Source organism: Streptomyces virginiae (assembly GCF_040638905.1).
Lineage (GTDB): Bacteria > Actinomycetota > Actinomycetes > Streptomycetales > Streptomycetaceae > Streptomyces > Streptomyces virginiae_B.
Genome location: NZ_JBEZYV010000023.1, coordinates 68,607 through 81,743, shown reverse-complemented (window position 1 = coordinate 81,743; position 13,137 = coordinate 68,607). Strand labels below are relative to the sequence as shown.

General features: G+C 73.7%; 11 protein-coding genes and 1 tRNA gene. 8 read left to right on the top strand and 4 right to left on the bottom strand.

Features of this window, described 5'->3' with window-relative positions; all coding sequences use genetic code 11:
* Positions 1-33 precede the first annotated feature (33 nt).
* A tRNA-Met gene (locus AB0F82_RS26690) sits at positions 34-107 on the bottom strand.
* A 288-nt stretch (positions 108-395) separates the two neighbouring features.
* Between AB0F82_RS26690 and AB0F82_RS26685 the strand changes: the two genes are divergently transcribed.
* Positions 396-599, top strand: coding sequence for a cold-shock protein (locus AB0F82_RS26685; RefSeq protein ID WP_030384970.1), 204 nt, complete (start codon positions 396-398; stop codon positions 597-599).
* Positions 600-706: 107 nt separating this feature from the next.
* Here AB0F82_RS26685 and AB0F82_RS26680 read toward each other — a convergent pair whose 3' ends face one another.
* A complete protein-coding gene (locus tag AB0F82_RS26680) occupies positions 707-2,026 on the bottom strand; it encodes an MFS transporter (protein ID WP_362631915.1) in 1,320 nt (439 codons plus the stop codon).
* A gap of 50 nt (positions 2,027-2,076) precedes the next feature.
* Here AB0F82_RS26680 and AB0F82_RS26675 point away from each other — a divergent pair, with 50 nt between their 5' ends.
* Positions 2,077-2,484 carry a MerR family transcriptional regulator gene (locus AB0F82_RS26675; protein ID WP_362631913.1) on the top strand — a complete coding sequence of 136 codons (408 nt, stop codon included), beginning with the start codon at positions 2,077-2,079 and terminating at the stop codon, positions 2,482-2,484.
* A gap of 14 nt (positions 2,485-2,498) precedes the next feature.
* Positions 2,499-3,194: a ribonuclease H family protein gene (locus AB0F82_RS26670; RefSeq protein WP_362631911.1), complete on the top strand. Its 696-nt coding sequence runs from the start codon at positions 2,499-2,501 to the stop codon at positions 3,192-3,194.
* Between the two features lie 324 nt (positions 3,195-3,518).
* Here the strand turns inward: AB0F82_RS26670 and AB0F82_RS26665 are convergent, their stop codons facing one another.
* Positions 3,519-4,277 (bottom strand): beta-glucanase, encoded by a 759-nt coding sequence (locus AB0F82_RS26665; RefSeq protein ID WP_362631909.1) that lies wholly within the window; start codon positions 4,275-4,277, stop codon positions 3,519-3,521.
* A gap of 204 nt (positions 4,278-4,481) precedes the next feature.
* On the opposite strand from AB0F82_RS26665, the gene AB0F82_RS26660 reads away from it, so the two are divergent.
* From AB0F82_RS26660 to AB0F82_RS26645, 4 genes are all read left to right on the top strand, one after another.
* Positions 4,482-4,901 carry a GNAT family N-acetyltransferase gene (locus AB0F82_RS26660; RefSeq protein ID WP_362631907.1) on the top strand — a complete coding sequence of 140 codons (420 nt, stop codon included), beginning with the start codon at positions 4,482-4,484 and terminating at the stop codon, positions 4,899-4,901.
* A gap of 86 nt (positions 4,902-4,987) precedes the next feature.
* Complete coding sequence (locus AB0F82_RS26655) at positions 4,988-5,839, top strand: hypothetical protein (protein ID WP_362631905.1); 852 nt, start codon at positions 4,988-4,990, stop codon at positions 5,837-5,839.
* A complete protein-coding gene (locus tag AB0F82_RS26650; protein ID WP_362631903.1) occupies positions 5,839-7,998 on the top strand; it encodes a bifunctional serine/threonine-protein kinase/ABC transporter substrate-binding protein in 2,160 nt (719 codons plus the stop codon). Before AB0F82_RS26655 ends, AB0F82_RS26650 begins: the two co-directional genes overlap by 1 nt.
* Before the next feature lie 6 nt (positions 7,999-8,004).
* On the top strand, positions 8,005-10,164 hold the full coding sequence (locus tag AB0F82_RS26645) for a bifunctional serine/threonine-protein kinase/ABC transporter substrate-binding protein (protein WP_362631901.1): 2,160 nt from the start codon (positions 8,005-8,007) through the stop codon (positions 10,162-10,164).
* Positions 10,165-10,197: 33 nt separating this feature from the next.
* Here AB0F82_RS26645 and AB0F82_RS26640 read toward each other — a convergent pair whose 3' ends face one another.
* Positions 10,198-10,818: an L-threonylcarbamoyladenylate synthase gene (locus tag AB0F82_RS26640; protein ID WP_030819830.1), complete on the bottom strand. Its 621-nt coding sequence runs from the start codon at positions 10,816-10,818 to the stop codon at positions 10,198-10,200.
* 184 nt (positions 10,819-11,002) lie between these two features.
* On the opposite strand from AB0F82_RS26640, the gene AB0F82_RS26635 reads away from it, so the two are divergent.
* A complete protein-coding gene (locus tag AB0F82_RS26635; protein WP_356814530.1) occupies positions 11,003-13,135 on the top strand; it encodes a SpoIIE family protein phosphatase in 2,133 nt (710 codons plus the stop codon).
* The last annotated feature ends 2 nt before the right edge of the window (positions 13,136-13,137 follow it).

Below are 13,137 nucleotides of genomic sequence, written 5' to 3'. Positions count from 1 at the left end.
CGGATCCACAAGGATCCGGGCCCTTCCGTGCAGTAGCGGGGACAGGATTTGAACCTGCGACCTCTGGGTTATGAGCCCAGCGAGCTACCGAGCTGCTCCACCCCGCGTCGGTGGACCTCACCCTACGGCATCCGGGGGACGCCCTTCGACGAATTTTCCGGCGGCGACGCCCGGCAAGTCCGTACAAGGGCGAAATCCCGCCGCGCAGGCGTGATCATTCCCCCTGGTGACAGTGCGTGCAGGCGTGTACCTTCTCCGGTAGCTGTCGTGGTTCCGAGTGCCTTGCCCGCGCCTTCTGGTGTGGGCAGTTTTGCTGTGTTGTGCCGTAGGACCAGGGCGATCACCTCCGTCCTCCACGCCGTGTGGAGGACGTACGTCAACGGGAAGGCATGAACATGGCTACGGGAACCGTGAAGTGGTTCAACTCTGAAAAGGGCTTCGGCTTCATCGCCCAGGACGGTGGCGGCCCGGACGTCTTCGCCCACTACTCGGCGATCAACGCCTCGGGCTACCGTGAGCTCCAGGAGGGTCAGGCCGTGACCTTCGACATCACGCAGGGCCAGAAGGGCCCGCAGGCGGAGAACATCACCCCCGCCTGATCCACGGCCGGCCCGGGCTGTGGCCCGGGCTCCGGAGAACCGTTTCCTCCTCCGGTGTGAACCGGGGGAGTGGACGATGAGGGCCGTGCGGCACCGCCGCACGGCCCTCATCCGCGCACGGGCCGGGACGCCGGCCGGCGCGTGCTCCGGAGCCGGACCGCCGCCCCGACGGCGGCGAGTGCGACCGTCGCGATCCCCGACGCCGCCAGCACCCCCCGGGGGCCCATCAGCGCGGTCAGGGGCCCGCCGAGCGCCGTGCCCACCGGCCCGGCGGTCAGGAGTGCCGCGCTACGGGCCGCGAGGACGGTCGTCAGCCAGGCGGCCGGGGTGCGTTCCTGGAACAGGGTGTACGACAGCGCCGTGAACGGGCCGTAGATCAGGCCGCCCAGGGTGAAACAGGCCAGCGTGACGGGTGCGGACGCGCCCAGGCCGAAGGGCACGAGAGCGAACCCCCAGCCCGCGACGATCCCCAGCGTCACCGGCCAGAGCGGGAACCTCCGCAGCGCGCCGGCGGCCAGCCCGCCCAGCACGGCGCCCGCGCCGAACAGCGCCCAGTACAGCCCGAGAAGAGCCGCCCCGGCATGCAGGTCGTCGGTGACGTGCAACGGCAGCGCGACCTCCGCCGGCCCGTACAGGAAGTTGAAGAACCAGGTCAGGGCCAGGACGCCGAGGAGTTCGGGCTGCTTCCGCAACAACCGCAGGCCGGCGGACGGTCGGTCGGCGCCGGCACCCGCCTGCGGCCCTGCCTCCGCATCTGCCTCCGCCTCCGACTCCCACTCCGTCTTCGGTTCCGTCTTCGGCTCACCGCCCGGGGCCCGGACCCTGCCCACCTGCACGGCGAGCACGGCGAAGGACAACGCGTCGAGGCCGATCAGCCAGGCGGGGCTCACCCCCGCGGCCAGGAACCCGGCCAGGGCCGGCCCGACGACGATCGAGGCCGCGACGCTCGACGACAGGAGGGCGTTGGCGGCCAGCCGCTGGTCCGGCGGGAGCATCTGCGCGACCAGCGAATACCGCCCCGCGTTGCCCCATGCGTGCAGTACGGACGAACCCGCGAGCAGGGCCACGTACAGCACGGGGTGCAGCAACCCGGCGGCCCAGGCCAGGGGTACGCAGCCGAGGAGGACCGCGCGGATCCGGCTGTCGGCCGCGAGCAGCCGCGCCGCGGGAAGGCGGCGCAGCAGGCGCCCGAACAGCAGCGCGCCCAGGGCGCCGGGAAGTGCGTACGCGGCGAGCGCGGCCCCCAGGAGCAGGCCCGAACGACCGGGAGGCGCGATCTCGATGGCCAACCAGGCCACCGCCACCACGCTCATCCCGTCACCGAGATCGGAGGCCGCCAGGGCCGGCAGCAGGCGTCTGAAGCCGGTGTGGGCGAAGAGCGGACGGTAGGCCTGCGGCAGGAGGCGAGTTGTCTGTGCGGGAGTCACCAGGTCAGACTCCTGGTTCAAGCGCACTTGAGGTCAAGGGGGAGCGGTCGGTGCGACAGCTCGGGATAGGAGAGCTCGCGCGACGGGTCGGTATGCGGCCCTCGGCTCTGCGCTACTACGAGAGCGTCGGGCTGTTGCCGTCCGCCGAGCGGACGGCGGGCCGACGGGTCTACCCGGTCGCCACCCTGCGCCGGATCGCCCTGATCAAGATGGCGCAGCGGGCCGGCTTCACCCTGGCCGAGATCCGAGCCCTGCTGGACACCGACGGGGACCGCGGCACCACCCGGCAGTGGCGCGCCCTCGCCGAGAGCAAGCTCCCCGAGCTGGACCGGTTCATCCGGCAGACGCAGATGCTGCGCGACGCCGTCGCGGACTGCCTCGCCTGCGGATGCATGAACTTCGACAAGTGCGGGCTGCTCGCCGAGGACGGTCCGGGGACCGCGCAGCCCCGGGGATGAGGCATGATCGGGGGATGTCTGATCGCATCATTGCCGCCTGTGACGGAGCGGCGAAGGGTAACCCCGGGCCCGCCGGCTGGGGATGGGTCATCGCCGACGCCGAAGGACGCCCGGAGCGCTGGGAGGCCGGTCCCCTGGGGCGGGCCACCAACAACATCGGAGAACTCACCGCGCTCCAGCGGCTGCTGGAGGCACTGGCGCCCGGTACGGCCGTCGAGGTGCGGATGGATTCGCAGTACGCGATGAAGGCCGTCACGCAGTGGCTGCCCGGCTGGAAGCGCAACGGATGGAAGACCTCGTCCGGCCAGCCCGTCGCCAACCGCGAACTCGTCGAGGAGATCGACCGGCTGCTGGCCGACCGCGACGTGACCTTCCAGTACGTTCCCGCGCACCGCGAGGACGGCGACCACCTGAACGCGATCGCCGACCAGGCCGCCAGCGACGCGGCCCTGCGGCAGGAGGCCGCGGGCACGGCCCTCGGGAACGCGGACATGCCCGTACCGGCGCCCGCCGCACCCGCGCGGAGCAAGTCCGGGACGGCGAAGAAGCGATCGGCCGCCGGCTCCGCGACGGGCCGGGGGAGCCGGGCCATCAAGGCGAAGTTCCCCGGCAGCTGCCCCTGCGGGAAGCCGTACGCCGTCGGCGACATGATCGCCAAGAACGGCAGCCGCTGGGGTCACGAGAGCTGCGCGACCGCCGTGACCGACTAGGTCGCGGTCAGGCCGCGGCTCGTGTCCCACAGCCGCGCCGCGACGTGGGGGCGGCGACGTGGTCCCACACCGGTTCGCGCCGCTGCTCGCCCCGCAGGCCGAACGCCCGCGTCCGCCGCGTCGAGCGGGGCGAGGGCGGCGAGGTCCAGCCGTACGGCCCGGACCCGCGCGCCCGGGACCCCGCGTACGGAGCGATGCCGGGGCGGCCTCGGCCCCGGCGGGGTCCCGGCAGCCGAGCACGACGGTGGCCCCGAGGGACGGCCGCCCCCGGCGGGCACACCGGTCCCCACGCTGCCGCCCCCCGCCGACGGCCCAGCGCCACCCCTACGGGCGGATCACGCGGAGGTAGGCCACCTCGAAGGACATCTCGGACACGTCCCGGTCGGGCGCGGGGTGGTAGCGGCCCGCGCAGACCGAGAGGTTGACGATGAGGTACGCGCGCCAGCGGCGGCCCACCCCGCGCCGGTCGGCGAAGACCTGCGTGCCGTTGACCCACCACACGACCGAGCGGGACCCGAACTCGACCTTGAGGTCCACCCAGCGACCGGGTCCGACCGCCGCGTCGCGGTGGTAACGGGAGCCGCCCTTGACGTGGTTGGACAGTTCGAGGAGGTCGGGGTTGTCCGGGTGGTACTCGAAGACGTCGATCTCGTTGCCGCCGTCCAGCCAGGTCCAGATCGCGGGCCAGGCCCCGAGCTCGGAGGGAAGCCGTACGCGGGACTCCAGCACGTCCCCGGTCCGCACCATGAACCCTTCGTCGCTGCCCTCGGTGGTCAACAGGCCCGTGTTCCAGTTGCCGTCGGGGCGGCGGACGGCCCGGAAGGTGCCGCTGCGGCTGTAGGAAGGGTCATGGACGAGGTGGTCGAGCTTGTTGTCGCCGGGGTTGGTCGGGCCGCCGTTCGGATAGGCCCAGGAACGGCCGGCGACCCACTGGCGGGTCGAGCCGAAGTCCGCCGTGAAGACCGGGGTCCGGGCGTTCGCCGGGCCGGCGCCGTCACGTTCGGGAGCGGAGGTGGAGGTAGAGGAAGAGGAAGAGGGGCGTCCGAGGAGCCGTCGGATCCGGTCGAGAACCTGAGTGAGCACATCGCTCCTTCCCGAGAACGCGAGCCCTTGCAGCATGCCCGCCTCCCGGACCATACATACCGGTCCACCGGTTTGTATTTCACCCACCCCGACGTGTAATAATCCAAATGCATTTTCAGCCATTACGTGAGAGGGTGGGTCCGCCGGGCGGTGGCACGTGTCCGGGGCACCGACTCGAAGAGCCGTGCAGGGAGTTGCACCAGTATGTGGAAGTGTGAGCGGGTCATCGGCGCCGACCTCGATGTCGAGGAGGTGCTCGGCGTCTACCGCGCCTCCACCCTCGCCGAGCGGCGCCCCGTGCACGACGTCGAGCGGTTCGCCCGCATGCTGGCCGGAGCCAACCTGGTCGTCGTCGCCCGCGACGAGGACGGCCACCTCATCGGCATCGCCCGCTCGATCACCGACGGCGCCTACTCGACCTACCTCGCCGACCTGGCCGTCGACGTCGCCCACCAGGGCAGGGGCGTGGGCCGCGACCTCATCCGGGTCACCCGGGAAGCGGTCCCCGAGGCGAAGGTGGTCCTGCTCTCCGCACCCGCCGCGGTCGACTACTACCCGCACATCGGATTCACCCGCCACGAATCCGCCTGGACCATGGACCGCTTGTCCCAGGGGCAGTCCTGAGCCGCATGCCATGCGCCAACAACGCTTGTGCATAAGACAGTTGCGCACGCCCACGGCGGGGTACGATCCGTGCCGTGGGGGGAAACGTGACACGACGTGATGTCGCGCTGCGCGCCTGCGGCTGCGCGGCGACAGGCTTGTTCTTCATGGTCATGGCCGGGTGCACGGCCGACGGAACGGCCGGAGGCGGGGCGACGAGCCGCGCCCCGGCCGCGTCACCGGCATCACCCACCTCACCCGCACCGCCGCCGTCCACCGCCCAGCCCTCACCAGGGGCCTCGCCCCTCTCCCTCGTACCGGAGCTGGACGAGTCCAAGCAGCCGAAGACGGCCGCCGAGGCACGCGCGCTGCTCGACCGGATCGTCATCACCGAGGACGCCTTCGGCCCGGACGTCGTGCGCCGCACCCCGTTCGAGAGCCGGCCGGACCGTTGGCCCGTCCTCGACGAGCAGTGCGTGTGGCAGACCGCCGACCTGCCGCGGGACGTACTCGCCACCAACACCCGCTACTTCCAGATCCCGGCCGGGAGCGGCCACGGCCGCGTTCAGATCAACGCCACGGTGACCGTCCACCACAACCGCGCGGAATCGGGCTGGGAGACCGCCCGCGCCATGGAGGAGGTCGTGCGCTGCCCCGACCAGAAGCTGCGCGAGGGCGAGGACATCAAGGGGCTGCTGGGCACCGCGAACCACCAGGGCGAACAGATGAACAACTGGAGCGAGGACGCCTTCAGCGAGTTCGGCACGTACGTCAGCGCACAGGGGGGCGAACCCCAGCGCTACTTCTGGTACCAGGCGCAGTTCGGCCCCGTCACCGTGGCCATCGCCGGCAAGGGCGCCGAGGGCTTCAAGCAGGAGACCCTCACCCAGCTCGTCGTGCAGGGCAACAGCCGCATGATCGCGCAGGCCAAGCAGGCCCTCGGAAAGGCGGCCGGCTGATGGAGCAGCTGCACCCCTCGGACCCGTCCCGGATCGGCGGCCACCGCCTCCTCGGACGGCTCGGCGCCGGCGGCATGGGCGTCGTCTACCTCGGCCGCACCGACGACGGTGCGCTCGCCGCCGTCAAGGTCATCCGTGCTGAATACGCCGAAGAGGCCGACTTCCGGGCCCGCTTCCGCCGCGAGGCCGAGATCGCCGCCGAGGTCGACACCCCGTGGGCCGTACGGATCACCGGCGCCGACCCCGACGCCCGCGAACCGTGGCTGGCCACCGCCTTCGTCGCGGGACCCTCCCTGGCCGAGGCCGTCTCCGCCCACGGGCCGCTCCCGCTGCGCGCCGTACGGATCCTCGGCAAGGCCTTGGCCAAAGCCCTTCAGGTAATGCACGCGCAGGGCCTCGTCCACCGCGACGTCAAACCCGGCAACGTACTCCTCGGCATGGACCGGCCCCGGCTCATCGACTTCGGCATCGCCCGCGGCGGTGAGCACACCGCTCTGACCTCCGCCGACGCCGTACTCGGCACACCCGGCTTCATCCCGCCCGAGCAGGCCGAGGGCCGCCCCGCCGAACCGTCCGGCGACATCTTCTCCCTCGGCTGCCTCCTCGCGTACGCCGCCACCGGCCGGCTGCCCTTCGACGCCGGCACCGCGGAGGCCGTGCTCTACCGCACCGTCCACGACGAGCCCGACCTCGGCCCGGAACTCCTCGCCGACCCCGAACTGACCGGCCTGCTGCGGACCTGCCTCGCCAAGCACCCCGACGTCCGCCCCACCGCGGCCGGGCTCGACGAGGCCCTCACCGAGGACACCCCGGGCGAGGGCACCGACTGGCTGCCCGACCCGGTCGTCGCCACCATCGCCGAACGGGCCGCCGCCCTGCTCGCCCTGCCCGGCATCGAGGAGACCGCCGCCGACCCGAAGGCCGCCCCGGCACCCGGCAGCACCGGCCCGGCGCCGTCCCGCAGGCGTTTCCTCGGCTTCGCCGCCGGCGCCGTACTCGCGATCGGCGGGGGCACCGCCACCTGGCTGGCCCTGCACGAGGACGACGACCCCGAAGGCACACCGGCGGCCGCTCCCCGGCCGTGGGTGATCGGCGTACAGGCCGACCTCTCCGGCCCGCAGAAGGCCGCCGGACTCGCACAGGAGCGCGGGGTGCGTCTCGCCGTCGACGCCTTCAACTCCCGCAAGGACAAACCCTTCACGCTCACCGTCGCCACCGCCGACGACGCGGGCGCGGCGGACCGCGCCCCGGCCGCCGCCACCAGCCTGATCTCGAACGCGGACGTGCTCGCCGTGATCGGCCCGACCGGCAACGCCACGGTCACGCCCTGCCTGGAGCTGTACGGGGAGGCGGCCCTGCCCCTGCTCACGGTCTCGGCCCTGGCGAGCGCCTTCAGCGTCGCCGACCGGCGCAGCTTCTTCCAGGTCAGCCCCATCTCCTTCATCCAGGGCTCGGCCCTCAACACGGCGCTGGCCCGCCAGCAGGGGGTGAGCAGGCTGGGCGTCCTGTGCGACCGGGACGGTGACGGAGAAGGCTGGCAGGCGATCCTGCACGCCAGCCGCACCATCGCCGGCTACGTTCCCGGAGCCACCGTCTACCCGCGGGTCGTCCCGCGCGGTACCCAGGACCTCTCCCCGGTCGTCACCGACATGCTCGCGCACGGCGTCGACGCCTTCTTCTACTCCGGCACCCCGCAGGGCGCGGCCAGGACCGCCACCCTGCTGGCGGCCACCGGGTACCGGGGGCACCGGGCCGCCGACTACGCCAGCATGGGCCCGGAGTTCCTCGCCGCGGCGGGCCCGGCCGCCGAGGGCTGGCAGTTCGTCGCCCCGTACACCGGCCCCGAAGCCCCCGAGACGGCCGAGTTGGCCCGCGCGCACAAGGCCGCCTACGGCACGGCGCCCGACGTGTGGACGGCGGAGGCCTACGACGCGGCCGGCCTGGTCATCGACCGGCTCGTCACGGCGGCCCGCGGCGGGAGCCGCCCGGCCCGCGCCGAACTGCTGACCTCCCTGGCGCAGGGCACCTTCCGCGGCCTGACCAAGGAGTACGCCTTCGGCGAGGACCGGACGGTGAAGGGCAACACCTACTTCCTCCACCGGGTGGAAGGCGGCCGGATCCGCTACGTGGGCCCGGCCGCCGAACCCCCTGCGGGATAGCGGCCGATGCGCCCCCTCCTGCCCGCCGATCCGGCCGCGATCGGCGGGAACCGGCTGCTGGGCCGCCTCGGCTCGGGCGGCATGGGCACCGTCTACCTGGGCCGTTCCCCCGAGGGCGTCCTCGTCGCCGTCAAGGTGATCCGCGCCGACCACGCCGCGGACCCCGCCTTCCGGGCCCGGTTCCGCCGTGAGGCGCAGGCCGCCGGCGGGCTGACCGGGCGCTGGGTCGTGCCGGTGATCGCCGCCGACCCCGAGGCCCGCGAACCGTGGCTGGCCACCCCGTTCGTCCCCGGCCCCTCGCTGGCCGAGGCGGTGGGCGGGTACGGGCCGCTGCCCGTCCGGACCGTGCGGATCCTCGGCACGCGCCTCGCCGAGGCCCTGGCCGAGGTGCACACGGCCGGGCTGATCCACCGCGACGTCAAGCCGGGCAACGTCCTACTGGCCCCCGACGGGCCCCGCCTGATCGACTTCGGGATCGCGCGGGTGGCCGGCGCGACCACGCTCACGGCCGTGGACGCCGTCGTCGGCACCCCGGGCTACCTGGCCCCCGAGCTGGCCCGCGCGGGCGGTCCGGTCGCGGGACCGGCCGGCGACGTGTTCTCCCTCGGCTGCGTGCTCGCGTACGCGGCGACCGGGACCGGCCCGTTCGGCGGCGGGCACGCGGCCGCGGTGGTCTTCCGCACCGTCCACGAGGAGCCGCACCTCGGCTCGCTGCCGGAGGAGTTGCGGGAGGCCGTCGGCGGCTGCCTGCTGAAGGAGCCGGCGGACCGGCCGACGCTCGGCGAGCTCACCGCACTCCTCGGACCCGACCCGGGCGGTGCGGGCTCAGCGGCGGCCGCGGACTGGCTGCCCGCCCCGCTGCCCCGGATCATCGCCGAACGCTCCACCCGGGCCCTGGACCTGCCCGCGCCCGAACCCACCCGGATCGACGCCCCGGCGCCCGCCCGGCAGTTCACCCGCAGGCGCCTGCTCGCGGCCGGCGGAGCCCTGGTCGCCGCCGCCGCGCCGATCGCCTGGTTCACCGCCCGGGGGCCGGGCGGCCGCGGCGCACCGCCCGCCGACGCCGACCGGGACCTCCCCGTCCCCGTCCTCACCCTCGGCCTGCAGGCCGACCTGACCGGACCCGGCCGGGCGACCGGCCGGGCACACGAGCGGGGCATGCGGCTGGCCGCGGACCGGCACAACGCCCGGGCCGACGCCCCCTTCCGGCTGGCCCTGCGGGTCGCCGACGACGGCGGCGACATGCAGCGCGCCGCCCCGGCCGCCAAGGAGCTGGTCGCCGACCCGGCCGTGCTCGCCCTCGTCGGCCCCACCTGGGACGCGGCCGTACCGGAGCTGGCCGGGGCCTGCCTCGCCGCGGACCTCGCCCTGGTGCTGGTGTCGGTGAACAGTCCGGAGAACACCCAGACGCTGTGGCGCACGGCGTGCGCCACCCGCCCGTCCGACGAGGGCCTCGGCCTGCCGGTCCTGCACTACCTGTCCCAGGTGCGGATCTCGCGCCGCACGGCGGTCGTGGAGGACGCGGCCGACGGATCGACGGCGTGGCAGGTCACCAGGGTGCTCCAGCAGAGCCCCCCGGCGCAGGGCACGGTGAGCGTCCACCGCGCCCCCGAGGGGGGCTCCGACTTCGCGGGCACCGTACGCGCGCTGACCGAGGCCCGCGCCGAGGCGGTCGTGTACGCCGGTACCTCACCCCAGCGCGCGGCCGAGCTGGCCCGCGCGCTGACCGACGCCGGCTTCCGGGGCCCGCGCGTGGGCCTCCAGCAGGCCATGGAACCGGCCTTCCTCACCTCGGCCGGCCAGGCGGCCGAGGGCTGGGTTTTCAGCGCCCTGTACACCGACCCCCTGGCCACGCCCCCGGCCGCCGAGTTCGTCGCGGCCCACCGGAGCGCGTACGGCGAACCGCCCGCCCGGTGGGCCACCGAGGCGTACGACGCGGTGGGGCTGCTGGCCACCGCCCTGGCCGGGCTGGAGGGGGAGGGCCGGGACCGGGCGGGTCTTTCCCGCCGGATCTTCCGCACGACGTACCAGGGCCTCGCCAAGGCGGTCGCCTTCGACACCGGGACGCGCGCCCTGACCGGAGACGCCCTCGGCCACCTCTACCGGGCCGAGGCGGGCGCCTTCCGGTACCTGGGCCGCTACGCGGACGTGAGGAGCGACCCGTGAGCACCGACCCGTGACCTGCGACCCGTGAGCGGCCTACTCGAACCGTGAGGTGTCTCCGGCCCCCCGGCGCACGATCTCCACGTCACCACCCGAGAAGTCGATCACCGTGGTGGGCTCGGTGCCGCAGTCACCCGAGTCCAGTACGGCGTCCACCTCGTGGTCGAGCCGCTCCTTGATCTCCCAGCCCTGCGTCATCGGCTCCGCCTCGTCCGGCAGCAGAAGCGTGCTGGACAGCAGCGGCTCGCCCAGCTCCGCGAGCAGGGCCTGGGTGACCACGTGGTCGGGGATCCGGACGCCCACGGTCTTCTTCTTCGGGTGCAGCAGCTGGCGCGGCACCTCCGAGGTCGCCGGGAGGATGAACGTGTAGCTGCCGGGCGTGGCCGCCTTGATGGCGCGGAACACGTTGTTGTCGATCTGCACGAACTGCCCCAGCTGGGCGAAGTTCTGGCACACCAGGGTGAAGTGGTGGCGGTCGTCGAGGTTGCGGATCGACCGGATCCTGTTGATGCCGTCCCGGTTGCCCAACTGGCATCCCAGCGCGAAGCAGGAGTCGGTCGGGTACGCGACGAGCTTGCCGGAGCGGATCATGTCGACCACGTTGTCGATGGTGCGCCGCTGGGGGTTCTCGGGGTGCACGTCGAAGTATTTCGCCATCCGCCGAGCCTACGCGGTCGTGGCGGGGCCCGGTCACGGCCGCTCGGGACGCTTCCCGGCGCTTTCGGGGGCACGATGAGAGGTAACCGTGCGCCCTGGACCGGCCCGGACCACCCCGAACGGGGGAGGAGCGGCCCGGGGCGGGTGGCCGCCGGGCCGACGGTGCCGGAAGGGAGCATCGCCGATGGGTGCGATCGACGGGTCGGGGGCCAACGGGAGGCGGCCCGCCGCGGCCGGACTCGCCCCGCCGAGCGGGCTGCTCGACGTCCTGAACGTCGCGGCCGTCGTCCTCGACGCCGAAGGCCGGGTAGCCCTGTGGAGCCCGCAGGCCGAGCAGCTGTTCGGCTGGACGGCGGCCGAGGCCCTGGGCCAGCCCGCCGCCCGGCTGCTCGCCGCCCCCCAGCACGTGGGCCTGGTGTCGGAGCTGTTCGCCCGGGTCATGGGCGGTGCCGGCGACTGGGCGGGCGCCTTCCCGGTGCGGCACAAGGACGGCAGCACACGCCTCGTGGAGTTCCGCAACATGCGGCTGCTCGACGAACGCGGCGACCTGTACGCCCTGGGCATCGCCACCGACCGCACCACGCTGCGGCAGCTGGAGCGGGACCTCGCCCTGTCCGCCCGCCTGGTGGCCCAGTCCCCGATCGGGCTCGCGGTCCTGGACACCGAGCTGCGCTACGTCCTGGTCAACCCCACGCTGGAGCGGATCAACGGGCTGCCCGCCTCCGAGCACATCGGCCGGGGGGTTCGGGAGGCGCTGTCCTTCCTCGACGACACGGAGGCCGCCGAATCGGCGATGCGCCAGGTCCTGGCCACCGGCACGCCGCTGCTGGAGCAGTTCACGGCCGGCCGCACCCACGGCGGGCACCGCGCCGAACACGCCTGGTCGGTGTCCTACTACCGGCTGGAGGACGCCACCGGCCGGGTCCTGGGCCTGGCCACCTCCGTGGTGGACGTCACCCAGAGTCACCAGGCGGCCCTGGAGATCGCCCGCAGCCGCCGCCGCCTCGCCCTGATCGCTGACGCCACCGTCCGTATCGGCACCACCCTGGACCTGGACCAGACCGCGCGCGAGCTCGCCGACGTCGTCGTGCCGGAGCTCGCGGACATCGCCGCCGTCGACATCCTCGACTCGGTCCTGGAAGGCCGGCCCACCCTGAGGTCCTCGGCCCACGAGCCCGCGGTGTTCCGCGCCCTCGCCGTCGCGGCCGCCTACCCGAGCGAGGCCGTCCGCGCCGCCGACCCGCCGGGGGACATCGCCCGCTACGCCGCGGACCGGCTGGTCACCCAGTCCGTGACGACCGGCCATCCCGTGCTCGTCGCGCACGTCCAGGCCCGGGACATCTCCCGGATCGCCCGTGACAGCAACGCCGCCTCCCTGCTGACCCGCGCGGGCCTGCGCTCCTACCTGGCCGTGCCGCTGATCGCGCGCGGCGAGGTCCTCGGCGCCCTCGACCTCAAACGCACCCGCAACCCGCTGCCCTTCAACGACGACGACATCGTGCTGGCCGGCGAACTGGCCGCACGGGCCGCCGTGTGCATCGACAACGCCCGCTGGTACCGCAACGCCCACCACACCGCCCTCGCGCTCCAGCACCACCTCCTGCCCCACCACCCGCCGACCACCCCCGGCCTGGAGGTCGCCTCGCGCTACCGGCCCGCCGCCGCCAGCAGCGAGATCGGCGGCGACTGGTTCGACGCCATCGCCGGACCGGACGACACCACCGTCCTCGTCATCGGGGACGTCATGGGCAGCGGCATCAACGCCGCCGCCAGCATGGGACAGTTGCGCACCGCGACCCGCACCCTCGCCGAACTCGCCCTGGACCCGCCCCAGGTGCTCCAGCAACTGGACCGCACCACGGCCGCCCTCGAGGAGACCATCGCCACCTGCGTCTACGTCGTCCACGACCCGCACCGGGCACAGTGCCGCATCGCCGTCGCCGGCCACCTCCCTCCCGTGCTCATCCGCTCCGGCCACGCACCCCGGCTGCTCGACCTGCCCACCGGCGCACCGCTGGGCGTGGGCGGCATCCCCTTCGAGGCCACCACCGTCGCCATGGCGCCGGGAGACCAACTGGTGCTCTACACCGACGGCTTGGTGGAGACCCGGGACCAGCCCATCGACGAACGGCTCGACCTCCTCCTGGACCTGCTCGCCGACACCGGCCGCCCGCTGGAGGAGACCTGCGACCGGCTCCTGGACTCCCTGCGCCGCCCCGACGACCACGACGACGTCGCCCTGGTCATCGCCCGCGCCAGGTCCCTGACGCCGGGCGACGGCTCGCCTCGCGGCCCCGCCGGTACGGGCCTAGGCTGACC